General features: G+C 60.0%; 22 protein-coding genes. 9 read left to right on the top strand and 13 right to left on the bottom strand.

All coding sequences use genetic code 11. The features are described from left to right. Positions 1-181 precede the first annotated feature (181 nt). The 4 genes from CUR33_RS20065 to CUR33_RS20080 are packed head-to-tail and all read right to left on the bottom strand — an operon-like array spanning position 182 to position 2,632. Positions 182-478: a DUF167 domain-containing protein gene (locus tag CUR33_RS20065; RefSeq protein ID WP_167143405.1), complete on the bottom strand. Its 297-nt coding sequence runs from the start codon at positions 476-478 to the stop codon at positions 182-184. A 13-nt stretch (positions 479-491) separates the two neighbouring features. Continuing rightward, positions 492-1,082, bottom strand: a complete 591-nt coding sequence (locus CUR33_RS20070; protein WP_289240740.1) for a YggT family protein — start codon at positions 1,080-1,082, stop codon at positions 492-494. 9 nt (positions 1,083-1,091) lie between these two features. Further along, a complete protein-coding gene (proC, locus tag CUR33_RS20075; protein WP_289240741.1) occupies positions 1,092-1,910 on the bottom strand; it encodes a pyrroline-5-carboxylate reductase in 819 nt (272 codons plus the stop codon). A gap of 35 nt (positions 1,911-1,945) precedes the next feature. Next, complete coding sequence (locus CUR33_RS20080; RefSeq protein ID WP_289240742.1) at positions 1,946-2,632, bottom strand: YggS family pyridoxal phosphate-dependent enzyme; 687 nt, start codon at positions 2,630-2,632, stop codon at positions 1,946-1,948. A 63-nt stretch (positions 2,633-2,695) separates the two neighbouring features. Here CUR33_RS20080 and CUR33_RS20085 point away from each other — a divergent pair, with 63 nt between their 5' ends. Together CUR33_RS20085 and CUR33_RS20090 are read left to right on the top strand one after the other, a co-directional pair. Beyond that, complete coding sequence (locus tag CUR33_RS20085) at positions 2,696-3,730, top strand: type IV pilus twitching motility protein PilT (RefSeq protein WP_090250115.1); 1,035 nt, start codon at positions 2,696-2,698, stop codon at positions 3,728-3,730. Between the two features lie 107 nt (positions 3,731-3,837). After that, entirely contained in the window at positions 3,838-4,983 is a 1,146-nt protein-coding gene (locus tag CUR33_RS20090; RefSeq protein ID WP_090250113.1) for a PilT/PilU family type 4a pilus ATPase, read from the top strand. Here the strand turns inward: CUR33_RS20090 and CUR33_RS20095 are convergent. Both CUR33_RS20095 and CUR33_RS20100 read right to left on the bottom strand, forming a co-directional pair. Continuing rightward, positions 4,949-5,827, bottom strand: a complete 879-nt coding sequence (locus CUR33_RS20095) for a TIGR03915 family putative DNA repair protein (RefSeq protein WP_289240743.1) — start codon at positions 5,825-5,827, stop codon at positions 4,949-4,951. The two genes, CUR33_RS20090 and CUR33_RS20095, sit on opposite strands and share 35 nt — an antisense overlap. Continuing rightward, complete coding sequence (locus tag CUR33_RS20100) at positions 5,827-7,038, bottom strand: putative DNA modification/repair radical SAM protein (protein ID WP_289240744.1); 1,212 nt, start codon at positions 7,036-7,038, stop codon at positions 5,827-5,829. The genes CUR33_RS20095 and CUR33_RS20100 overlap by 1 nt, the downstream gene beginning before the upstream one ends. Positions 7,039-7,194: 156 nt before the next feature. Here CUR33_RS20100 and CUR33_RS20105 point away from each other — a divergent pair, with 156 nt between their 5' ends. After that, on the top strand, positions 7,195-7,593 hold the full coding sequence (locus CUR33_RS20105) for an NINE protein (RefSeq protein ID WP_090250106.1): 399 nt from the start codon (positions 7,195-7,197) through the stop codon (positions 7,591-7,593). A gap of 54 nt (positions 7,594-7,647) precedes the next feature. Here the strand turns inward: CUR33_RS20105 and CUR33_RS20110 are convergent, their stop codons facing one another. The 7 genes from CUR33_RS20110 to gshB all read right to left on the bottom strand — a co-directional run bounded on the left by CUR33_RS20110 (position 7,648) and on the right by gshB (position 13,479). After that, positions 7,648-8,919 carry a dihydroorotase gene (locus tag CUR33_RS20110; RefSeq protein WP_289240745.1) on the bottom strand — a complete coding sequence of 424 codons (1,272 nt, stop codon included), beginning with the start codon at positions 8,917-8,919 and terminating at the stop codon, positions 7,648-7,650. Beyond that, on the bottom strand, positions 8,919-9,929 hold the full coding sequence (locus CUR33_RS20115; protein WP_289240746.1) for an aspartate carbamoyltransferase catalytic subunit: 1,011 nt from the start codon (positions 9,927-9,929) through the stop codon (positions 8,919-8,921). The genes CUR33_RS20110 and CUR33_RS20115 overlap by 1 nt, the downstream gene beginning before the upstream one ends. A gap of 10 nt (positions 9,930-9,939) precedes the next feature. Next, complete coding sequence (gene pyrR / locus CUR33_RS20120) at positions 9,940-10,446, bottom strand: bifunctional pyr operon transcriptional regulator/uracil phosphoribosyltransferase PyrR (protein ID WP_090250099.1); 507 nt, start codon at positions 10,444-10,446, stop codon at positions 9,940-9,942. A gap of 31 nt (positions 10,447-10,477) precedes the next feature. Then, positions 10,478-10,921, bottom strand: a complete 444-nt coding sequence (gene ruvX / locus CUR33_RS20125; protein WP_170048555.1) for a Holliday junction resolvase RuvX — start codon at positions 10,919-10,921, stop codon at positions 10,478-10,480. Next, complete coding sequence (locus tag CUR33_RS20130) at positions 10,921-11,490, bottom strand: YqgE/AlgH family protein (RefSeq protein ID WP_289240747.1); 570 nt, start codon at positions 11,488-11,490, stop codon at positions 10,921-10,923. The genes ruvX and CUR33_RS20130 overlap by 1 nt, the downstream gene beginning before the upstream one ends. Positions 11,491-11,563: 73 nt before the next feature. Then, positions 11,564-12,460: an energy transducer TonB gene (locus CUR33_RS20135; protein ID WP_090250092.1), complete on the bottom strand. Its 897-nt coding sequence runs from the start codon at positions 12,458-12,460 to the stop codon at positions 11,564-11,566. 56 nt (positions 12,461-12,516) lie between these two features. After that, a complete protein-coding gene (gene gshB, locus CUR33_RS20140; protein WP_289240748.1) occupies positions 12,517-13,479 on the bottom strand; it encodes a glutathione synthase in 963 nt (320 codons plus the stop codon). A gap of 240 nt (positions 13,480-13,719) precedes the next feature. On the opposite strand from gshB, the gene pilG reads away from it, so the two are divergent. From pilG to CUR33_RS20170, 6 genes are all read left to right on the top strand, one after another. Then, positions 13,720-14,127, top strand: a complete 408-nt coding sequence (pilG, locus tag CUR33_RS20145; protein ID WP_069516374.1) for a twitching motility response regulator PilG — start codon at positions 13,720-13,722, stop codon at positions 14,125-14,127. A 47-nt stretch (positions 14,128-14,174) separates the two neighbouring features. After that, positions 14,175-14,540 carry a twitching motility response regulator PilH gene (gene pilH / locus CUR33_RS20150; RefSeq protein ID WP_090250086.1) on the top strand — a complete coding sequence of 122 codons (366 nt, stop codon included), beginning with the start codon at positions 14,175-14,177 and terminating at the stop codon, positions 14,538-14,540. 44 nt (positions 14,541-14,584) lie between these two features. Beyond that, the gene (locus CUR33_RS20155) at positions 14,585-15,121 is read left to right on the top strand and encodes a chemotaxis protein CheW (protein ID WP_090250084.1); all 537 of its coding nucleotides are present in this window, start codon (positions 14,585-14,587) and stop codon (positions 15,119-15,121) included. An 84-nt stretch (positions 15,122-15,205) separates the two neighbouring features. Continuing rightward, entirely contained in the window at positions 15,206-17,251 is a 2,046-nt protein-coding gene (locus CUR33_RS20160; protein WP_160085787.1) for a methyl-accepting chemotaxis protein, read from the top strand. 68 nt (positions 17,252-17,319) lie between these two features. Beyond that, on the top strand, positions 17,320-18,177 hold the full coding sequence (locus tag CUR33_RS20165; RefSeq protein WP_289240749.1) for a protein-glutamate O-methyltransferase: 858 nt from the start codon (positions 17,320-17,322) through the stop codon (positions 18,175-18,177). A gap of 33 nt (positions 18,178-18,210) precedes the next feature. Next, positions 18,211-22,434, top strand: a 4,224-nt coding sequence (locus CUR33_RS20170; protein WP_289240751.1) for an Hpt domain-containing protein, incomplete at its 3' end; no start/stop codon positions are given.

Genomic DNA, 22,434 nt, shown 5'->3' on the forward strand with positions numbered 1-22,434 from the left:
CCCAGGTTGAGTCGGGCACACATTGAACGGTACCGCGTGGGTAACTGACGCGGCAGATAATGCTTTAAAGCCTGCGCAATTGCGCCAGATCCACGACGTTCGTGGATTGACCTGCCTGGCATTATGCGGGTCGTAGCTATGGCGTCAATCGCACGTCGTCGCCCGCCCGCCTTATGGTCGGTCAGGATGACCGAGCGGTCAGTGCGAGTTCAGTGGGTAAACGCTGTGGTTGTTTGATGCGCACGCGCTTTTGCCGGCTTTGTTGACCGCTTTCCAGGCTGACCTGGCTTTTGCTGACTGCAAATACGCTGGCGAGGAACGCCAGCAGCTGGGCATTGGCTTTGCCATCTACAGGCGGTGCGGTAAGACGGATTTTCACCCGCTCACCGTGCAGCCCCGCGAACTCATCCTTGCTCGCCTTAGGCTGCAGGTGGCACTCGAGAATCAGGTCGGCGCCGTCCCAGCGAAAGTGGCTCATCCGGCGCTCGCGGTCAGATTGCCAAACTGAGGCCTTTGTACATGCCAGTCATGACCGCCAAGTTGCGGATCACCAGCATGTCGATCAGGTTGAGCAGCAGGAACGCGACGATCGGCGACAGATCCAGCCCGCCCATGCTCGGCAGAATGCGGCGAATTGGCGACAGCAGTGGCTCGCAGATCTGATTGATCAGGATGGCGGTGGGGTTATGGCTGCCTTGGGCGACCCAGGACAGAATCACGCTGATGATCAGGGCGAAGAAGAACACCTTGAGGAACAGTGCAGTGACGCCAATGATCGACCACGCCAGCAGCTGCAGCGGGTTCTCCAGGCCATAACCAAGGAGCATCAGGGTGAGTGCCATCAGCACGAGCTGCACCAAAATGGCCAGCACCAGCGAGGCCAGATCAAGCCCGGCGACACTTGGAATCACCTTACGCAGCGGTTTCAGCAGCGGATGGGTGGCGCGCACAATGAACTGGCTGAGCGGGTTGTAGAAGTCTGCACGTACCAGTTGCAGGATAAAACGCAGCAATACGATCAGCAGGTAGAGGCTGCCAATGGTCTGCAGGATGTAAACGGCGGCGGTGTTGAGTCCGATCATTTTCGTTCCTTATTGACCGAGTTGTTCGGCGAGCTCGGCAGAGCGGTGGGCGGCGGCATTCAGGGCTTTCTCGACCAAGGCCTCGAAGCCGTCAGCCTGGAAGGTCTTGATCGCAGCCTCGGTGGTGCCAGCCGGTGAAGTGACCCGGCGGCGTAGTTCGCTGGCATCGACATCGCTGGCCACAGCCATACGGGCAGCGCCGAGTGCGGTGTGCAGTGTCAGCTGGGCAGCAGTTTCGCGCGGCAGGCCGAGTTTCTCGCCCGCGGCGGTCATGGCTTCGATCAGCAGGAAGAAGTACGCCGGTCCGCTACCGGATACAGCGGTCACTGCATCGATCTGCGCTTCCTGATCCAGCCACAGCGCCAGGCCGACGGCACTGAGCAGCTGCTCGGCCTGCTCGCGCTGAGCCGGCGATACCTGAGCATTGCCATATAGGCCGCTGACACCCTGACGCAGCAGCGCCGGGGTGTTGGGCATGCAGCGCACAATCGCACGCGGGCCGAGCCAGTTTTCCAGGCTGGCGCAGCTGATGCCGGCGGCAATCGACACCACCAGCTGCTGCTCGCCGATATGCGTGGCGAGGTCCAGGCACACCTCTTTCATTACTTGCGGCTTGATCGACAGCACGATCACGTCCGCACCCTGAATCGCCTCGGCGTTGCTGGCAAAGGTTTCGATGCCGTGCTCGGCGCTGATCTTGCTGCGCTGTTCGGCGCCGCGGTCACTGGCGCGAATGGCGCTGGCATCAGTGCCCTGGGCGCGCAGTCCACCGATCAGGCTGGCGGCCATATTGCCGGCGCCGATAAAGGCAATGCGAGGCGTGGTCATAACGGGCTTCCTTTTATAGCTGAAGGCAAACTCAATCAGGTTGTGCTGTAGTCACGTGCGCCGAACAAGGCGGTACCGATGCGCACCCAGGTCGCGCCTTCCGCAATCGCCGCTTCCAGGTCATGGCTCATGCCCATGGACAAGGTGTCGAGGTCCAGGTTCAGGCCTTGCAACAGCTCGCGCAGGCGGGCGAAGGCGGCGCGTTGCTCGCCGGGGTCATCGGTGGGCTCGGGGATTGTCATCAATCCGCGTAGGCGCAGGTTGGGCAGTTGTGTAACCGCTTGTGCCAGGGCCTGCAGCTGATCTGGGTTGCAGCCCGATTTGCTGGCCTCACCGCTGACATTCACCTGCAGGCAGATATTCAACGGCGGTAGATGCGCAGGACGTTGATCAGACAGGCGCTGGGCGATTTTCAGACGGTCCACCGAGTGCACCCAGGCAAAGTGCTCGGCGATGGGCTTGGTTTTGTTCGATTGGATCGGACCGATAAAGTGCCAGGTCAGCGGCAGGTCGCTCAATTCGGCCTGCTTTTCCAGGGCTTCCTGCAGGTAGTTCTCACCGAAATCGCAGGTGCCGGCGGCAAACGCTTGGCGAATCGCTTCGGCCGGTTTGGTTTTGCTCACCGCGAGTAGGCCAACAGTCGCACAATCTCGCTGCGAGGCTTGCGCCGCCTCACGGATGCGCACTCCGACCTTTGCAATATTCTCTGCTATCGTGGACATTACTTGCGCCCGCCGCCTGGGTTTCGCGGCATTCTACCTGCTTGTCTGTCATTAGGGAGTCCCATGGATATCACTGAATTGCTGGCCTTCAGCGCCAAGCAAGGTGCATCGGACCTGCATCTCTCCGCTGGCCTGCCTCCGATGATTCGGGTCGACGGTGATGTTCGCCGGATCAATTTGCCTGCGTTGGACCATAAACAGGTGCATGCACTGATCTACGACATCATGAACGACAAGCAGCGCAAGGATTTCGAGGAATTCCTCGAGACCGACTTCTCCTTCGAAGTACCCGGTGTGGCACGTTTCCGGGTTAACGCCTTCAATCAGAACCGGGGTTCTGGCGCGGTATTCCGGACCATTCCGTCGAAAGTGCTGAGCATGGAAGACCTCGGCATGGGCGAGATCTTCCGCAAGATTTCCGATGTGCCGCGCGGCCTGGTGCTGGTGACCGGGCCAACCGGTTCGGGCAAGTCGACCACCCTGGCGGCGATGCTCGACTATATAAACAGCAACAAGTACCACCACATCCTCACCGTCGAAGACCCAATCGAATTCGTTCACGAGTCGAAAAAGTGCCTGATCAACCAGCGTGAGGTGCACCGCGACACCCTCGGCTTCTCCGAAGCCCTGCGCTCGGCACTGCGGGAAGACCCGGACATCATCCTGGTCGGCGAGATGCGTGACCTGGAAACCATCCGCCTGGCCCTGACCGCAGCGGAAACCGGTCACCTGGTATTCGGCACCCTGCACACCACCTCGGCGGCCAAAACCATCGACCGCGTGGTCGACGTATTCCCGGCCGAAGAGAAATCCATGGTTCGTTCCATGCTCTCCGAATCGCTGCAATCGGTTATCTCGCAGACCCTGCTGAAGAAGATCGGCGGCGGTCGCGTGGCGGCTCACGAAATCATGATTGGCACCCCGGCCATCCGTAACCTGATCCGCGAGGACAAGGTGGCGCAGATGTACTCGGCCATTCAGACCGGTGGCTCGCTGGGTATGCAGACCCTGGATTCCTGCCTGAAAACTTTGGTGACCAAGGGCATCGTCAGCCGCGAAGCGGCGCGCGAAAAAGCCAAAACGCCAGAAAATTTCTAAATTCGACAGTACCTGGCCGGCATTCGCCTGTCGGGTTCAGCCCAGCGGCCATTCACGCGTCTGCCGCTGGCCTTGCATAACCGCGTGATGCACATGGGCGAACAACGATGGAATTCGAAAAACTGCTGCGCCTGATGGTGGAAAAGGGCGGCTCTGACCTGTTTATTACCGCTGGCGTACCGCCGTCGATGAAGGTCAACGGCAAGATTATGCCGATCACCAAGACGCCCATGTCGCCAGAGCAGACGCGTGAAACCGTGCATGCGGTGATGAATGAGCAGCAGCGCCGCGATTTTACCGAGAACCACGAGTGCAACTTCGCCATCAGCGCACGCGGCGTCGGCCGCTTCCGCGTCAGTGCGTTTTATCAACGTAACCTGGCGGGGATGGTACTGCGTCGTATCGAGACCAATATCCCGACGCTGGACGAGCTGAAACTACCGGAAATCCTCAAGAAATTGGCCCTGACCAAACGTGGCCTGGTGTTGTTTGTCGGTGCGACCGGTACCGGTAAATCGACCTCGCTGGCGGCAATGATCGGCTACCGCAACAAGAACAGCAGCGGCCACATCATTTCCATCGAAGACCCAATTGAATACATCCACCAGCACCAGAGCTGCATCGTCACTCAGCGTGAGGTGGGCATCGACACCGAATCCTTTGAAGTGGCGTTGAAGAACACCCTGCGCCAGGCGCCGGATGTGATTCTCATCGGTGAGGTGCGTACCCGCGAAACCATGGACCACGCCGTGGCCTTCGCCGAGACAGGGCACTTGTGTCTGGCCACGCTGCACGCCAACAACGCCAACCAGGCGCTTGATCGCATCATCAACTTCTTCCCCTCCGATCGGCAGAACCAGGTGTGGATGGACCTGTCGCTCAACCTCAAGGCCATCGTCGCCCAGCAACTGATCCCAACCCCGGACGGCAAAGGCCGTCGCGCAGTGATTGAGGTATTGATCAACACCCCGCTGGCGGCCGACCTGATTCGCAAGGGTGAAGTGCACGAACTCAAGGCGCTGATGAAACGCTCCACCGAGCAGGGCATGCAGACCTTTGACCAGGCGCTTTACAACCTCTACAGCCAGGGTGAAATCACTTACGAAGATGCGCTGCTGTATGCAGACTCGGCCAACGACCTGCGTCTGATGATCAAGCTCGGTTCGGAAACGGATGGCGATCACCTGAGCAGCATGGCGCAGGGTTTGTCACTGGAAGTCAGTCAGGACGATCCCGGTCGTCGTTTTCGTTGATTGACGTAGGTTTCGCGTTGGGGTGATGAATGCGTTTACCACCCTGTCGAGCGACGGATTCGGCTTGGCCATCGCGTTGCGCGCCGGCGCGAGCCTGGCTCATCAGTTGCGGAATCAGCGGGCCTTCCGGGAGGTTTCTCCAGAAACGCACCGGCATGCTGGTTTCCAGTGCGCTGCGGTTGAGCCGCGCAGGGTTGAACGTGCTGCCGTAATACGCCAGCCACAGGGCTTCCCCCGTATCCTCGGGCGTTTGCGCCAGGCGTTGCCATTCACTCGGGCAGGGTCGCTGGTAATGCAGGCGCTGGCCATCCCAATACACACCATCATCCGGGGTGGCAATCAACCAGCGGGTGCGCCCGAGGCGCTCTGCAAAGTGCCCACTGGCACTGGCCAGGATGTCATGGGCCGGTTCATGCCAGGCCACCAGCTGTGGGCCTTCGGCGTCTTCGGGGCGCGGATGAAAACGCAGAAAGGCATGCAGGTGGTGGGCTTCGCGGCGCACCGCTTTTAGCCGTTTATGCAGCTGGCTGCCATCGATGTCCCCCGGCAGCATGGCTGCGCGATCCCCCTGAGCGACCCGCCAGAGAATCCGGTAGAGAAGGCTCCAGCGGTCCTCGACACGAAAGTGTGCGGCGCTTTGCAGCAGCTCCAGCAGCTGCTTGGGGATCCGCGGTGCAGGGTTTGTCGCCGTAGACGCGAGGCTTATCGGTGCTTGGTCAAACAACCCACCGCTGTCGTTGTTGCCCAACCACGTGATCTGATGCGGCGGTATACCGTGCTGCACCAGGTTTCTGGCAACCTCGCGCCAACCGGCAAAGCTGCCGTCGAATGAGGCGTGATGCATTACCACAGCGCCATCTGTGCCGGGGTTTCGCTGAGCTGCTGGCGCAGCAGCAGGGATTCGCGGCTTGCCTGCAGGGGGCGGTAGTCCTGGGTGACGATAAAGGGTTTGGCCTTTTCCAGGGCGCAGCGCAGGCGCGTCAGGTCTTCAAAGCGGATGCGCTTCTGCCGGCGCAGGGCGACCAAGCGCTTGGCACTGAGCACGCCGATTCCCGGCACGCGAGCGATCATTGCCGGTTCGGCGCGATTGAGGTCGACGGGGAAGTGCTCACGGTTGTTCAGCGCCCAGGCCAGTTTCGGGTCGATATCCAGTGCCAGATTGCCAGGGCCGCTGAGCAGCTCATTCACGTCGAAACCGTAGCCGCGCAGCAGGAAGTCGGCTTGATACAGGCGGTGCTCGCGTAACAAGGGCGGCGCTTCGAAGGGCACGGTGTTCGGGCTCTGCGGGATCGGGCTGAATGCCGAGTAATACACCCGGCGCAGGCGGTAGTTGCCGTAGAGCGACGCCGCCGTATGCAGAATGGTGCTGTCGTCGGTGGCATCGGCACCAATGATCATCTGTGTGCTCTGCCCGGCCGGGGCGAAACGCGGTGCGCGCTTTTCCGCGCGCGCTTCGCTCTCGCCCTGGTGGATCGAGTGCATGGCCTGTTTGATGGTGCGCACCTGCTTTTCCGGGGCCAGGCGAATCAGGCTGCTTTCGGTGGGCAGTTCGATATTCACGCTAAGGCGGTCGGCATAACGCCCTGCTTCGGCAATCAATAGCGGGTCGGCGTCGGGGATGGTCTTGAGGTGGATATAGCCGCGAAATTCGTGCTCTTCACGCAGCAGTTTGGCCACACGGACCAGTTGCTCCATGGTGTAGTCGGCCGAACGGATAATCCCCGAGCTGAGAAACAGCCCGCTGATGCAATTACGTTTGTAGAAGTCGAGGGTCAGAGTCACCACTTCTTCTGGGGTAAATCGCGCGCGCGGTACGTCGCTGGAGCGTCGGTTTACGCAGTACTGGCAGTCATACAGGCAGAAATTGGTCAGCAGGATCTTCAACAGCGCCACGCAGCGTCCATCTGGGGTGAAGCTGTGGCAGATGCCCATGCCATTGGTCGAGCCGATGCCGCTTTTGCCTTTTGAACTGCGGTTAGGTGCGCCGCTGCTGGCGCAAGACGCGTCGTATTTGGCGGCGTCGGCAAGTACCGTGAGTTTTTCGATCAGCTGCATGGTGATGTCTGCTTAACTGTTTATGCATACAGTATTTAGCAATCTTCAGCAGGCATCAAGCGTTGGGATGACTGAACGTGCCGTGGATTTCCCAGGGCAGCGAACCTTGCGTAGAGTGTGGCGTCAAAGTGATACCAGCCATCAGGAGGCACACTTATGCAGCGACAGGACACGCACAGCAAACTTATCGGCTATCTGCTGTGGATTTTCGGTTTTCTCGGCGCGCACCGTTTCTATTACGGCAAGCCAGTAACCGGGACCATCTGGTTCTTCACCTTCGGCCTGCTGTTTATTGGCTGGATCGTCGACCTGTTTCTGATTCCGGCGATGGATCGCGAGGCCGATCTGCGCTTTACCGCCGGCGATACTGATTACAACGTCGCCTGGATCTTGCTGACTTTCCTCGGCATCTTCGGTGTGCACCGCATGTACCAAGGTAAGTGGATCACCGGGATCATCTACCTGTTTACGGGTGGTCTGTTCCTGCTCGGTGTGCTGTATGACTTCTGGACGCTGAACTCCCAGGTGTCGATCAAGAACGCCGAACGCAGCTAAGGTTCAGGCTAGAAAAAGCCCGCCAATTGGCGGGCTTTTTTGTGGCATGAGGCATCACGCCTGGTAGCTGATATGCCCATCTACCAGGGTGTAACGCACGGCGCCCGGCAGGCAGTGGCCGATAAAGGGGCAGTTGGCCCCTTTCGAATACCAGCTCTCCCCAGCCAGCGTCGAGGCCTGAGGATCAAGCAGCAGCAGGTCGGCGGGAGCGCCCACGCTCAGTTTGCCAGCAGGCAGACGCAGCGCTTGCGCCGGGCCACTGCTGAGGCGAGCGAGGAGGGTGGGCAGGTCGAGCAGGCCATCCTGCACCAGGCTCATGGCCAGCGGCAGTAACAGTTGCACGCTGCTGATGCCGGGTTCAGTGGCACCGAAGGGTGCCAGCTTGGCGTCGCGCTCATGCGGCTGGTGGTGGCTGGAAATGGCCGAGATCACCCCGCTTTTCACGGCGGCGCGCAGACCGTCGCGGTCGGCAGCGGTGCGCAGCGGTGGTTGCACGTGGTACAGGCTGGAGAAGTCGCTGAGCGCTTCATCGGTGAGGATCAGCTGATACAGCGCCACATCGGCGGTGATTGGCAGGCCACGGGCCTGAGCGTCAGCGATCAGCTGTGCGCCACGCGCGCTGGTCAGCTGGCTGAAATGCGCACGCACGCCGGTCTGTTCGACCAGCAGCAGGTCGCGGGCCAGTGCCACCGTCTCGGCGCTTTCCGGAATGCCCGGCAGGCCGAGGAAGCTCGCGGTGGCGCCTTCATGGGCGAGGCCGCCTTCAGCTAGGTCGTGATCCTGAGAATGGAAGATCACCGTCAGGTCGAAGGTGGCGGCGTATTCCAGGGCACGGCGCAGGGTGCGGTTATTGCGGAAACTGTCCAATCCGTTGCCAAAGGCCACGCAGCCGGCGTCGCGCAGGGCTACCAGTTCGGCCAGCTGCTCACCTTCGAGGCCTTTGCTCAGAGCGCCAATCGGGAACACCTTGGTGTGCCCGGCTTCGCGGGCGCGGTCGAGAATCAGCTCGGCCACGGCTGGGGTATCCAGCACTGGCTTGGTAAATGGTGGGCAGCACAGGCTGGTGACGCCGCCGGCGGCTGCGGCCAGGGTTTCCGTGGCGATGCTGCCCTTGCGGCTATAGCCCGGCTCGCGCAGCGCGACGTTAAGGTCGACCAGGCCAGGTGCGGCGATCAGGCCCTGGGCATCGATGCTCTGCTCGGCGACGAAGCCGGTAGGAATCTGGCCGATGGCGACAATTTTGCCGCTTTCGATATAGATATCAGTTTGCTGATCGAGGCCGCTGCTGGGGTCTATTACCCGAGCTCCGAGGATACGCATACGCATCAGTTCTGCTCCTCGGCATCTTGATTAAGTTGGCGCTGGGCGTTTTGCCCGCTCATGGTCATGGACAGCACGGCCATGCGGATGGCGATGCCGTAGGTGACCTGGTTGAGAATCACCGACTGCGGGCCGTCGGCCACTGCCGATTCGATCTCCACACCGCGGTTGATCGGCCCCGGGTGCATGACCAGCGCATCCGGCTTGGCCAGCTTGAGGCGTTCTTCAGTCAGGCCGAACAGGCGGTAGAACTCGCCTTCGCTCGGCAGCAGGCCGCCTGTCATGCGTTCACGCTGCAGGCGCAGCATGATCACCACGTCGACGTCCTTGAGGCCGGCGGCGAGGTCGCTGTAAACGGTCACGCCGTATTGCTCGATGCCAATCGGCAGCAGGGTTTTCGGCGCGATCACGCGGATGTCCGGGCAACCCAGGGTCTTCAGTGCGAGCATGTTCGAGCGTGCCACCCGCGAATGCAGGATATCGCCGACAATGGCCACCGAGAGATTCTCGAAGCTGCCCTTGTGCCGGCGGATGGTCAGCATGTCGAGCATGCCCTGGGTCGGGTGGGCGTGACGGCCGTCGCCACCGTTGATGATCGCCAGGTTCGGGCACACATGCTCGGCGATAAAGTGTGCGGCACCGGAGTCAGCGTGACGCACGACGAAGATGTCGGCGGCCATGGCTTCGAGGTTGCGCAGGGTGTCGAACAGCGTTTCGCCCTTGCTGGTGGAGCTGGTCGATACGTTGAGGCTGATCACGTCGGCTGACAGGCGCTGGGCCGCCAGTTCGAAAGTGGTGCGGGTGCGTGTGGAGTTCTCGAAGAACACATTGCACACGGTCTTGCCGCGCAGCAGCGGGACTTTCTTCACCGCGCGCGCGCCGACTTCGAGGAAGGAGTCGGCGGTGTCGAGGATTTCTGTCAGCAGCTCGCGCGGCAGGCCGTCGAGGGACAGGAAGTGGCGCAGTTGGCCTTGGTTATTCAGTTGCAGCGGGCGCTTGGCGGCTATGGTCGTCATCTGGCGAGTCTCAGTGGGCAAGCGTCTGGAGTTCGAGGGTCAGCGGCGTGGGGCCGGACAATTTTACCCGCTGGTCGCCTTCCAGCGACAGGGTGGCGCCGACCACGTCCGGACGGATCGGCAGCTCGCGGGCATTGAGGTCAAGCAGGCTGACCAGGGTTACGCTGGCCGGACGGCCGTAATCGAACAGTTCGTTGAGCGCGGCGCGGATGGTGCGGCCGCTCATCAGTACGTCGTCGATCAGCACCAGGTGCTGGCCTTCGATTTCGAACGGCAGCTCGGACGGCTGCACTTGCGGGTGCAGGCCGTTCTGCGTGAAGTCGTCACGGTAGAAGGACACATCGAGAATGCCCAGCGCATCGTCGCGGCCCAAGGCTTCGAGCAGTGCCTGAGCAACCCAAACGCCGCCGGTACGGATGCCAATAAAGCGCGGTTCACTGATCCGCCGCTGATTCAGGTGGCTGGTCAGGGCTGCGGCCATTTGTGGTAGCAGTTCGGCCGGGTTGGGTAAGCTCATGGCAACACTCCAGGTACAAACTAAGTGGGCGTCAGCCCAGGCAATTTTCTTCGAGCCAGCCTTGCAGCAGCAGGGCTGCGGCCAGGGCATCGACCGGGCGTTCGCGGTAGCCGCTGTTCTGTCCTTGCTGCAGGCGCTGGCCCTTGGCCTCGTAAGTGGTCAGGCGTTCGTCGTGGGTGTGCACGGGCAGGTTGAAGCGGCCGTTAAGGCGGCGGGCGAATTTCTCGGCGCGGTCGCTCATCTCGCTTTTCGTGCCATCCATGTTCAGTGGCAGGCCGACGACGATGGCGTCCGGCTGCCATTCCTTGATCAGCGCTTCAACTTTCTGCCAGTCCGGCACGCCGTTCTGCGCCTTGAGGATGCACAGCTCGCGGGCCTGGCCGGTGATCACTTGGCCGACCGCAACGCCGATCTGTTTGCTGCCGTAATCGAAGCCCAGCAGCAGGCGTAGCGGTTTTGCGTTCGCCTCGGCCATCAGGCGTGCCCGGCTTGTGAGGTGAGCAAACTGAGGTTGACACCCAGGCGCGCAGCCGCGGCGTTCAAGCGTTGGTCAAAGGGCAGTTCGAACAGAATGCTGTTGTCAGCCGGGCAGGTCAGCCAGGCGTTGTCGGCCAGCTCGGCTTCCAGCTGTCCAGCTTCCCAGCCGGCATAGCCGAGGGTGATCAGGTATTTCTCCGGGCCAGTACCGTCGGCGATGGCGAACAGCACGTCTTGCGAGGTCGACAGGCCCAGCTCGCCCAACTCCAAGGTTGCCTGAAACTGCGGGCCGCTGGGGTGTAGGACAAAGCCGCGGTCAGTCTGCACCGGACCGCCGGTAAAGATCGGCAGGCTCTGGCACAGCACCGGCGGCTCTTCATCCGGACGTAGTTGCTCGAGTACGTCAGCCAGGTTGAGGCCGTTGGGCTTGTTGATCACCAATCCCATGGCGCCGAACTCGTTGTGGTCGATCAGGTAGGTGACGGTCTGCGCGAAATGCGGATCGGCCATGTGCGGCATGGCGATCAGGAAGTGATGCTTGAGGTAGCTGGGGCTGGCGTCTTTCATGGGCGTTAGTTTCAGGCTTCAGGCCATTGGCTTCAAGCGCTGCGCTTGTTGCGGTCGGTAAAAGTCTGCCTGATCAGTTGCTCGACAGACGGTCGCCGCGCTCGAAACGCCAGGTGCGGATGATTTCCAGGCGGTCGACATCGGCCAGGTCGCCGGTAAACGGTGCAAACGGCGCGGCCAGGCGCACGATGCGCAGGGCGGCCTGGTCGAGCGTACGCTGGCCGGAGGATTCCAGTACCTGCACTTCGTACAGGGTGCCGTCACGGTTGATCGACACCAGCAGGCGCAGGCTGCCGTAGATGCCCTGGCGGCGCGCTTCATCCGGGTAGTTGAGGTTGCCGACCCGCTCGACCTTCTTGCGCCACTCATCTTTATACCAGGCACCTTTGTCGCGCATGGTCGAGGCGGCGTTGAGGCGATGGATCTTCGGGCGCTTGGCGTATTGCTGAACTTCCTGGGCCAGTTCGGCTTCCAGGCTGGCGATTTCCGAAGACAGTTGCGCGCTGTCGAACACCGGCGCTGGCCGGGCTTGCGGAGTGGGCTTGGCTTCTTCGCGTTTGACCGGGGTTTTCTGTTGTTGCGGGGTGCGGGTGGCGACGGCGGCCTTGGGTGCTTCCTGGCGCACTGCTGGTTGCTGCGGTGCGGCGGGTGGAGTGATGCGCTTGACCTCACTGTCCTGAAACAGCGCCTGTTCGGTGGTCTTTGGCGCTGCCTTGTGTTCCAGGGTGCCGCTGCCTTGCTGGTTATCCTGGGCGAGGAAGTCAGCCTCTTTGGGCTTTTCTTCGCTTTTGAAGGTGGACAGGGTGATTTCCAGGGTTTTGCTGATCTGGCTCGGCTCGGCCAGGGTAAAGCCCAGGCCGAGGATCAGTGCGGCATGCAGTACGGCAGCGAGGAACAGCGTAAAGCCCAGGCGGTCCGCCGGCTGTACGCCGGCGCTGGAAAGTTCAGGGAGTTGGGCTGCTGCGTTCATCGCGTTTCGGGTCTGCTCAGGTTGCCGCGCAGTCTGCCGAGGGTGCATGGAAAAGTCTATGAAGCACTGCGCGCATTGAGCTTCTCGGCAATCTTGTCCATCAGCTGCTCGCCGATGCGGGTATCGAAGGCTGCGTCGATCTCACGGATGCAGGTCGGACTGGTTACGTTGATCTCGGTTAGGTGCTCGCCGATTACGTCCAGGCCTACAAATAGCAGACCTTTCTCGCGCAGAGTCGGGCCTACGGCTGCGGCGATTTCACGGTCGCGTTCGGTCAGCGGTCTGGCTTCACCGCGTCCGCCGGCGGCGAGGTTGCCACGCGTCTCTCCAGCGGCAGGAATACGCGCCAGGCAATATGGAACAGGCTCGCCATCAATCATCAGGATGCGCTTGTCGCCATCCTTAATTGCCGGCAGGTAACCCTGGGCCATGATCTGCTGCTGGCCGTGGTTGGTCAGCGTCTCGAGAATCACGGACAGGTTGGGATCACCTTCGCGATGACGAAATATCATCGATCCGCCCATACCATCGAGGGGTTTGAGAATGATGTCACGCTGCTCTTTGGCAAACTCGCGCAGAATGTCGGCCCTGCGGCTGACCACGGTCGGCGGCGTGTATTGGCTGAACTGGGTGGCAAAGTACTTTTCATTGCAGTCGCGCAGGCTTTGCGGACGGTTGACGACTAGAACCCCTACGTCCTCGGCTTGCTCCAGCAGGTAGGTGGAGTATACGAACTCATTGTCGAAGGGCGGATCCTTACGCATCAGGATCACGTCCAAGTCACTCAGGGCGATGTCCTGCTCGGCGCCGAGTTCGAACCAGCGCTGGGGATCGTTGAATACGCTAAGCTCTGACAGGCGAGCGCGTGCTTGGCCTTTGGCTTGGTAGAGGTCTTTCTGTTCCATATAAAAGAGGGTCCAGCCGCGCGCTTGGGCGGCCAGCAACATGGCCAGCGAGCTGTCCTTCTTGAAGGCGATCTGGGCGATGGGGTCCATGACAATGCCGAGGCGGACGCTCATGGCGGTGTTCTCCGTAAAATGGCAGCGATTAAAGTGTGCTAAGACGTGATGTGGCGTCAGGGTGGCGCTGACAAGTCGGGTGGTCAAGGAAAAACCTTGGCCCCGTGCGGCTTATAGATTGCATCAGGAGAGTGTGCTAAAAAGGCCCGACGATTGGGTTGTAGCCCGTCGGTGACAGGGCCTCAGGCGCACTGATATAACGCAAAAATAACGACTCACCGAGGCGATGGTAGGGCAAACATGGAACAGCATTCCGAGGGTTTGAGGGTAATGGTGATCGACGATTCGAAAACGATTCGTCGTACCGCGGAAACCCTGCTGAAAAAGGTGGGCTGCGATGTAATTACCGCAGTTGACGGCTTCGATGCTTTGGCAAAGATCGCCGATACCCATCCGAACATCATTTTTGTCGACATTATGATGCCGCGGCTCGATGGCTATCAGACCTGTGCCTTGATCAAGAACAACAGCGCTTTTAAATCCACCCCGGTGATCATGCTGTCTTCCAAAGACGGTTTGTTCGATAAAGCCAAGGGGCGCATTGTCGGCTCTGATCAGTACCTGACCAAACCTTTCAGCAAAGAAGAGTTGCTCGGTGCGATCAAAGCTCATGTCCCGGACTTTGTACCGGTGGAGCAAGCCTCCTGACGTCCGGCTAAACAGCCGCACGCCTTTTTAAAGTATTGGGAAACACCATGGCTCGAATTCTGATTGTTGATGACTCGCCGACTGAGATGTACAAACTGACCGCCATGCTGGAAAAGCACGGCCATCAGGTACTGAAAGCGGAAAATGGTGCGGACGGCGTTGCCCTGGCTCGTCAGGAAAAGCCTGATGCCGTGCTGATGGACATCGTCATGCCTGGCCTGAATGGCTTTCAGGCGACCCGCCAGCTGACCAAGGATGCGGACACTAGTCACATCCCAGTGATCATCGTGACCACCAAGGATCAGGAAACCGACAAGGTCTGGGGTAAGCGCCAGGGTGCGAAGGATTACCTGACCAAGCCGGTTGATGAAGACACTCTGGTTAAAACCTTGAATGCGGTATTGGCCGGCTAAATCCGATCAGTCCGCAATTAAAAAAGAATAAGGCCGCAGCTGGCATGTCGGACGCGCAAACCCCGTTTCAAACTCTTCAGGATATCGACAGGCTCTGTCGTTCGCTTGCTGCTGGCTTGCCTTCGCAGCAAGCGGTCGTGCAGACCTGGAGCGGTATTGGCTTTCGTATGGGCGAGCGTTTTTTTGTCGCGCCCATGGGCGAAGTGGGTGAGGTTTTGCATGAGCCGCGGCATACCTTGCTGCCTGGCGTAAAAAGCTGGGTCAAGGGCGTGGCCAACGTGCGTGGTCGCTTGCTGCCAGTGATGGACCTGTGTGGTTTCTTCGGCAATGAGTTGTCACCACTGCGTAAGAAGCGTCGCGTGCTGGTGGTTGATCACCAAGAAGTCTTTGCTGGCCTGACGGTCGATGAAGTGTTTGGCATGCAGCATTTTCCTGTGGATACCTTCTCTGAGCAGCTGCCGCCGCTCGAGGCGTCCATAGCACCCTTTATCCACGGAGTCTTTCAACGTGAACAGCCCTGGTTGGTGTTCAGCCCACACGCGCTGGCCCAAAACCCGGGTTTTCTCGACGTGGCGTATTAACAGTTTATCGGTGGGGTCGGCGTTGCCGGCCTTTTGGCGTTACATGGGAACCGTAGTGCGGTCGGTCCAGGCGGGGGCCAGTAAATGAAAAAACTAAATGCAGGTAATTTGTTAGCAGGTGCGCGCAGTAGCACATTGATCGCAGGGCTTTTTATTGTCCTGATCGTTTCGATTGTGCTGTTGTTCGCCAACTTCGCCTACATCAACACTCAATCCAACTACGACACGGAGTACATCGGTCACGCCGGTGAGCTACGCGTGCTGTCCCAGCGTATCGCAAAAAACTCCACGGAAGCAGCGGCCGGTACGGCCGAAGCGTTTGCCTTGCTGCGTGATGCGCGTAACGACTTCCAGACTCGCTGGGGTTATCTGACCGACGGTAACGAGGAAACCGGCCTGCCTGCAGCGCCAGAATCCCTGCAGCCTCAGATTGCTGTTGTGCAGCAGGACTGGGATACGCTGCGGCAGAACACCGACGCCATTCTGGCCAACGAACAGACCGTACTGTCGCTGCACCAGGTAGCTGCCACCCTGGCGGAAACCATTCCGCAGCTGCAGGTCGAGTACGAAGAAGTCGTCGATATCCTGCTGGAAAGCGGTGCGCCAGCCGCTCAGGTTTCGGTTGCTCAGCGCCAATCCTTGCTGGCAGAGCGTATCTTGGGTTCGGTAAACAAGGTACTTGCCGGTGACCAGGACTCGGTCCAGGCCGCTGACATGTTTGGTCGTGATGCAAGCCTGTTCGGCCGTGTATTGGCAGCCATGCTTGAAGGCAACGCCGCCATGGAAATTACTCAGGTAAGCGACGAGGAAGCCCTTGAGCGTCTGGCGGAAATTTCCGAGCTGTTCGAGTTTGTATCGGGTTCTGTAGACGAGATTCTCGAAACCTCGCCTGAACTGTTCCAGGTGCGCGAGTCGGCGAACGTGATTTTCACTGTCTCGCAGACCCTGTTGGACAAAGCTTCCGACCTGGCCGTCGGTTTTGATGACCTGGCTACAGGTCGTGCCATCAACACCCTGATTGGTTACGTGCTGGGTGCTTTGGCGCTCGGTTCGATTATCCTGATTGGCCTGGTGATGGTGCGGGAAACCAACCGTCGTCTGGCGTCCACCGCTGAGAAGAACGAACGGAACCAGGCAGCGATTCTGCGACTGCTCGACGAAATTGCTGACCTCGCAGACGGTGACCTGACAGTAGCCGCGACGGTAACCGAAGACTTCACCGGTGCCATCGCTGACTCCATCAACTACTCCATCGACCAGCTGCGCGACCTGGTAGCCACGATCAACCTGACCGCCGTTCAGGTAGCCGGTGCAGCCCAGGAAACCCAGGCCACGGCGATGCACCTGGCCGAGGCTTCCGAGCACCAAGCACAGGAAATTGCTGGTGCCTCTGCGGCGATCAACGAAATGGCCGTGTCGATTGATCAGGTATCGGCGAACGCCTCGGAGTCCTCCGCGGTAGCAGAGCGTTCCGTAGCCATCGCCAACAAGGGCAACGAAGTGGTGCACAACACCATCACCGGCATGGATAACATCCGTGAGCAGATCCAGGACACCTCCAAGCGTATTAAACGCCTCGGTGAATCGTCCCAGGAGATCGGTGACATCGTTAGCCTGATTAACGACATTGCTGACCAGACCAACATCCTCGCACTGAACGCCGCGATCCAGGCATCCATGGCGGGTGACGCGGGTCGAGGCTTCGCCGTGGTAGCGGACGAAGTACAACGCCTCGCAGAACGTTCCTCTGCGGCAACCAAGCAGATCGAAGCGCTGGTTAAGACGATTCAGACCGACACCAACGAAGCCGTTATCTCGATGGAGCAAACGACTTCCGAAGTGGTGCGCGGTGCTCGTCTGGCGCAGGACGCAGGGGTTGCACTGGAAGAGATCGAGAAGGTTTCCAAGACCCTCGCGGCCTTGATTCAGAACATCTCCAACGCTGCTCGCCAGCAGGCATCGTCTGCTGGCCACATTTCCAACACGATGAACGTGATTCAGGAAATCACCTCGCAAACCTCCTCAGGTACCACTGCCACCGCCAAGAGCATTGGTAACCTGGCCAAGATGGCCAGTGAGATGCGTAAGTCGGTATCCGGCTTTACCTTGCCGGGTGGGGAACAGGCGTAATCAGGTGCTGCGCGGCAGGCTGAAAGGCCTGTCGCACAAGGGCTATGGCCGTGAGCGAGGGGCACGACATGCAGTCAGGCGTCTGGGCCTTGCAGCCTCTGGTAGACATGACAGCCACGGAGTTTCGTGACTGGCAGACGCTGCTTGAGGAGCGTACCGGGGTCGTTCTCAATGAACGGCGGCGGGCGTTTTTGCAGACCAATCTGAGTGCGCGTATGCGCGAGCTGGGCGTTATGGACTACGCCACGTATTACCGGCAAGTCACTGATGGTCCTCGTGGTGCGGTGGAATGGTCAACCCTGCTGGATCGGCTGACTGTGCAGGAAACCCGTTTCTTTCGTCATCGTCCTTCCTTTGAAGTGCTCGAGAGCTATTTGCGTGAGCGTTTGCAGCAGGGCGTGACGCAGCCATGGGAACTTTGGAGTGTTGGCTGTGCCAGCGGCGAAGAGCCTTACTCGCTCGCCATCAGTGCGGCTGAAGTGTTGCGTGAAAGTGAACACCCGGATCATTTCGGGGTGACAGGTACTGACATCAGCCTGAATGCCCTGAGCAAGGCGCGCGATGGCCAATATGGCGCGCGCCGTCTGGAGCAGTTAGATGCCGATCTGTGCCAGCGCTATTTTCTGGCCCAGGACGATGGACGTTTCAAAGTAGTGCCGAATTTGGCCGCGCGTGTGTGTTGCGCCCGGCTCAATGTGCTGGAGCTGGCCAAGGCACCGATGTCCGGAATGGACGTTATTTTTTGTCAGAACTTGTTGATCTATTTTCGTCGCTGGCGCCGCCGCGAGATCCTCAACCGCCTGGCCGAGCGCCTGGTGCCCGGGGGGTTGCTGGTGGTGGGAGTGGGCGAAGTAGCAGGTTGGCAGCATCCGGAGTTGATCCCGGTGGCCGACGAGCGAGTGCTGGCGTTTACCCGCAAGGGATAAGGCAGAAGAGCCAAGTTTATGAGTGGAGTGGCTATGGGTGATCGGCACGATTATGTCGCCCTGGAATGGGTTAAGGGCGAGATCGCGGAAACCCTGAAGCAGGCGCGTCAGGCGCTGGAGGCGTTCGTCGAGAACCCCCAGGACGCTACGCGCATGCGTTTCTGCCAGACCTATGTGCATCAGGTGCTCGGCACCTTGCAGATGGTCGAGTTTTTCGGCGCGGCGCTACTGGCTGAGGAAATGGAACAGCTGGCCGGCGCTTTGATCGATGGCCGGGTGACCAACCAGGGCGAAGCCCTGGAAGTGCTGATGCAGTCGATTCTGCAGCTGCCGGTGTACCTTGATCGTATCCAGACTGCCCGCCGCGACCTGCCGATGGTCGTGTTGCCACTGCTCAACGACCTGCGCGCTGCGCGTGGGGAAAAACTACTCTCAGAAACCAGCCTGTTTGCCCCGGATATGTCCGGTCGCACACCCGCGCTGCCCCATGAAACAATCGACCAGCTGCGTACCGCCGAACTTCCGGTGTTGCTGCGCAAGCTGCGGCAAATGCTGCAAATGGCTCTGGTTGGGGTAATCCGCAACCAGGACCTGCCGACCAATCTGGGCTATATGGCACGGGTGTTCGCGCGCCTGGAAAACCTCTGCAAGGACTCGCCGCTCGGCCCGCTATGGCAGATCGCCTCGGGCGTGGTTGAGGGTCTGGCCAACGGCAGCGTGGCCAATGGCACCTCGATTCGCACCTTGTTGCGTCAGGTTGATAAGGAACTCAAGCGTCTGCTCGAGCAGGGCGCCGATGGTCTTAACCAGGCCGCTCCCGACGAACTGAGCAAGAACCTGCTGTTCTATGTGGCCAAGTCGTCGGCGCAGTCGCCGCGCGTGCGCACCCTCAAAGAGCAATACCGCCTCGACGATGCGCTGCCGGACAACGATGTTGTCGACGAAGAGCGTGCCCGCCTAGCCGGTCCGGATCGCGATGCGATGCGTTCGGTGGTGGCTGCATTGTGTGAAGAGCTGGTGCGGGTCAAGGATAGTCTCGATCTATTTGTGCGCAGCGACCGCACTCAGGTCACCGACCTGGATGCCCTTGCAGCACCACTCAAGCAAATTGCCGACACCCTCGCGGTATTGGGCTTTGGGCAGCCGCGCAAAGTCATTGCCGATCAGCTTGATGTTGTCAGTGGCCTGGCCAAGGGGCAAGGCGATCCGAGCGATGCCGTATTGATGGACGTGGCTGGGGCGCTGCTGTACGTCGAAGCCACCTTGGCCGGTATGGTAGGTCCATCGCAGGATAGCGGCCGCGAAGAAAGCCATTTGCCAACCACCGACGTGGCGCAGATTCACCAACTGGTGATCAAGGAAGCGCGCAATGGCCTGGAGCAGGCCAAAGACGCGATCATCGAATTTATTGCCTCGCAGTGGAACCACGAACACCTGGCCCGCGTGCCTGAGTTGCTGACTCAGGTGCGTGGTGGCCTGGCGATGATTCCGCTGCAGCGTGCTGCCGACCTGCTGAATGCCTGCAACCGCTATATCCAGGAACAGCTGTTGGCGCGCAAGGCCGTACCCAACTGGCAGAACCTCGACACCCTGGCGGACGCCATTACCAGCGTTGAGTACTATCTTGAGCGTTTGGCAGAAGACCATGCGACCCAAGGCGATCTTATTCTCGACGTGGCCGAGGAAAGCCTGGAAAGCTTGGGTTATCCGCTGAAAGAAAAACCGTCGATTCTCGATCGAGTCGAGCCGCCGATAGAGTCCTTCGCACCATTGGCTGATCCGTTGGACGATATGGAGGTGCTCAGCGCCGAGCCTGAGGCGCCTGTAGACGTTGAGCTCACCTTAGAGCCGGTTGCAGAAGAATCGTTGAGTTTGGACCTGACCGACGATTTCAGTGCAGAGTTTGCTGGTCTGGATTCGACGGCGATTGACGCGTCATCCAGCGATGCCAAATGGTCGTCTGAAGCGCCGAGTGCCGAGCTTGAACTGATTGATTTCAGCATCGACCTACCCGATGCCGACCCCCTGCCGCTCGCTGAGTCTCAGTCGGAACAGCCGTTCGCCGGTGAAGAGCTGCAACTCGGCAGTTTTGAGTTGGACGAAAGCGACAGCCCGGCCAACTGGAATGAAGCTGAACTGGCTGCCCTCGAGTTGCCCGAGGTTGAGCTGCCCATCGCTCTGGTGAGCGAAGAACCAGAACCCGTTGTGGCTGAAAAAGCGCTGTCGATGGCTGATGTGATGGCTGCTCCAGTGCAGGCGATTAATCCGCCGGCTCATGATGTGCCGCCCAGCCTGCTGCCGCCACCGGCTGATGAAGAGCCAATTGATGAAGAATTGCTGGAAGTCTTTATCGAAGAAGTCGGTGAAGTGTTGGAGACCATTAGCGAGTTCTTCCCGCAATGGTGTGCTGACACTGAAAACAAGGACGCACTGACCGAGATCCGTCGCGCGTTTCACACCCTCAAAGGCAGTGGCCGTATGGTCCGCGCCCTGGTTATTGGTGAGTTGGGTTGGGCGATTGAGAACCTGCTCAACCGTGTGCTTGATCGCAGCATTCAGCCGGGTGCCGACGTGCAGCAGGTCATCGCCGATGTGGTCGCGCTGATGCCGTCTCTGGTCGATGAATTTGCCAATAAAGCGCAACGTCAGCGTGATGATGTTGACCACCTGGCTGCAACGGCACATGCCCTTGCCAAAGGCCGAAGCCTCCCAAAACCTCAAGCCCCGGTTGAGCTGGTAGCAGAGCCCGAGGGCGGCCCAGTAGCTACCAGCGAAATTATTGAGGATGAAGACGGGCTCGATCCGCAGTTGCTGGAGATTTTCCGTAACGAAGCGGAAATGCACCTCGATACACTGGTCGGCTTCTTGGCTGACTGTGCTCAGGAACTGCCGCAGCCGGTCACTGATGACCTGCAGCGTGCTCTGCACACACTCAAGGGCAGTGCTTCGATGGCCGGTATTCAACCGGTGGCCGAGATTGCTTCGCCGCTGGAAAAACTGGTCAAAGAATTCAAAACCAACTTGATCCCAATGGACCTGGCCGAAGCGGAGCTGCTGAGCAGCGCCGAGAAACTCTTCCGCCTGGGTCTTGAGCAGCTGGAAAGTCAGCCACTGGCCGTTTTGCCGGGTGCGGCCGAGTTCCTTGAGCGCGTACAAAAGCTGCACAGTGACCGTCTCGAGCACGCCGAAAATAGCCGGCTGACCGATCAAGGCGTGAAACGCGACCCGCAGATGATCAGCATCTTCCTCGCCGAAGGCATGGACATCCTGCTGGATGCTGAAGACTTGCTGCGCAAATGGCGCGAGCACCCGTCCGAGCGTCAGGAGTTGACCTCCCTGCTGGACGAACTGACCACCCTGGGACGCGGCGCCGAGATGGCCGATTTGCCGCAGATTGATGAGCTCTGCGAAGCCTTGCTCGACCTCTATGGTGCGGTCGAGGAGGGTCGTCTGGCGGTTAGCGAGCGCTTCTTTAGCGAAGCCGAACAAGCCCACGAAGCGCTGATTGGCATGATGGATCAGGTGGCCGCCGGCCTGCAGGTCAGCGGTGCTCCCGAGCGCGTAATGGCCCTGCGCAACCTGCTGTTGGAGGCGCTGGACCCTAATACCCTGGCACTGCTGTCCAACAATGGTGACGCCGGTATCGAGATCGTCGAGCTTGCCGACGCCACGGCTACGCTGGAAGCACTCAGTCAGGACGCGCCGGACGAATTGGCCGAGCCGCTTGAGCTTGATCTGCCGGACGTTGAAGAACTGGCGGCACCTGTTACCGAGGACGCCAGTGAGCCGTTGGCCGACGCACCAGTCGCTTCGCTGTACGAGTCGCTCGACGAGGAAATGGTGTCGATCTTCCTTGAAGAAGCAGTCGATATCCTCGAGAGCGCCGGTCAAGCGCTGGAGCGCTGGTTGGCCGATACGGACAACAAGGCGGCACTGTCCTCGCTGCAACGAGACCTGCACACCCTCAAGGGTGGTGCACGCATGGCCGAGATTCGCCCGATTGGCGATCTCGCCCATGAACTCGAATCCTTGTACGAAGGTCTGGTTGATCGCCGCTACAGCTTCTCGCAACCACTGGCGAATCTGCTGCAGCAGAGCCATGACTCCCTGGCGCAACTGCTGGAGCAGCTGCAGTCGCGCGTCGCCATGCCGTCGCCGCTGGAGCTGATCGAAGCCATTCGCAGCTTCCGCCAGAGTGGCGGGCAAAGCTTGCCAGTGCCTTCTATTACCTCAGAGCCTGTTGCCGAAGCCGAAGCC

Source organism: Pseudomonas sp. FEMGT703P (genome assembly GCF_002786345.1).
GTDB classification, from domain to species: domain Bacteria; phylum Pseudomonadota; class Gammaproteobacteria; order Pseudomonadales; family Pseudomonadaceae; genus Aquipseudomonas; species Aquipseudomonas peli.

Excerpts from the sequence above, each read along its gene's own strand:
- CUR33_RS20065 (WP_167143405.1), bottom strand. The coding sequence starts at position 478 with ATGAGCCACTTTCGCTGGGACGGCGCCGACCTGATTCTCGAGTGCCAC.
- CUR33_RS20070 (WP_289240740.1), bottom strand. The coding sequence starts at position 1,082 with ATGATCGGACTCAACACCGCCGCCGTTTACATCCTGCAGACCATTGGC.
- proC (WP_289240741.1), bottom strand. The coding sequence starts at position 1,910 with ATGACCACGCCTCGCATTGCCTTTATCGGCGCCGGCAATATGGCCGCC.
- CUR33_RS20080 (WP_289240742.1), bottom strand. The coding sequence starts at position 2,632 with ATGTCCACGATAGCAGAGAATATTGCAAAGGTCGGAGTGCGCATCCGT.
- CUR33_RS20085 (WP_090250115.1), top strand. The coding sequence starts at position 2,696 with ATGGATATCACTGAATTGCTGGCCTTCAGCGCCAAGCAAGGTGCATCG.
- CUR33_RS20090 (WP_090250113.1), top strand. The coding sequence starts at position 3,838 with ATGGAATTCGAAAAACTGCTGCGCCTGATGGTGGAAAAGGGCGGCTCT.
- CUR33_RS20095 (WP_289240743.1), bottom strand. The coding sequence starts at position 5,827 with ATGCATCACGCCTCATTCGACGGCAGCTTTGCCGGTTGGCGCGAGGTT.
- CUR33_RS20100 (WP_289240744.1), bottom strand. The coding sequence starts at position 7,038 with ATGCAGCTGATCGAAAAACTCACGGTACTTGCCGACGCCGCCAAATAC.
- CUR33_RS20105 (WP_090250106.1), top strand. The coding sequence starts at position 7,195 with ATGCAGCGACAGGACACGCACAGCAAACTTATCGGCTATCTGCTGTGG.
- CUR33_RS20110 (WP_289240745.1), bottom strand. The coding sequence starts at position 8,919 with ATGCGTATGCGTATCCTCGGAGCTCGGGTAATAGACCCCAGCAGCGGC.
- CUR33_RS20115 (WP_289240746.1), bottom strand. The coding sequence starts at position 9,929 with ATGACGACCATAGCCGCCAAGCGCCCGCTGCAACTGAATAACCAAGGC.
- pyrR (WP_090250099.1), bottom strand. The coding sequence starts at position 10,446 with ATGAGCTTACCCAACCCGGCCGAACTGCTACCACAAATGGCCGCAGCC.
- ruvX (WP_170048555.1), bottom strand. The coding sequence starts at position 10,921 with ATGGCCGAGGCGAACGCAAAACCGCTACGCCTGCTGCTGGGCTTCGAT.
- CUR33_RS20130 (WP_289240747.1), bottom strand. The coding sequence starts at position 11,490 with ATGAAAGACGCCAGCCCCAGCTACCTCAAGCATCACTTCCTGATCGCC.
- CUR33_RS20135 (WP_090250092.1), bottom strand. The coding sequence starts at position 12,460 with ATGAACGCAGCAGCCCAACTCCCTGAACTTTCCAGCGCCGGCGTACAG.
- gshB (WP_289240748.1), bottom strand. The coding sequence starts at position 13,479 with ATGAGCGTCCGCCTCGGCATTGTCATGGACCCCATCGCCCAGATCGCC.
- pilG (WP_069516374.1), top strand. The coding sequence starts at position 13,720 with ATGGAACAGCATTCCGAGGGTTTGAGGGTAATGGTGATCGACGATTCG.
- pilH (WP_090250086.1), top strand. The coding sequence starts at position 14,175 with ATGGCTCGAATTCTGATTGTTGATGACTCGCCGACTGAGATGTACAAA.
- CUR33_RS20155 (WP_090250084.1), top strand. The coding sequence starts at position 14,585 with ATGTCGGACGCGCAAACCCCGTTTCAAACTCTTCAGGATATCGACAGG.
- CUR33_RS20160 (WP_160085787.1), top strand. The coding sequence starts at position 15,206 with ATGAAAAAACTAAATGCAGGTAATTTGTTAGCAGGTGCGCGCAGTAGC.
- CUR33_RS20165 (WP_289240749.1), top strand. The coding sequence starts at position 17,320 with ATGCAGTCAGGCGTCTGGGCCTTGCAGCCTCTGGTAGACATGACAGCC.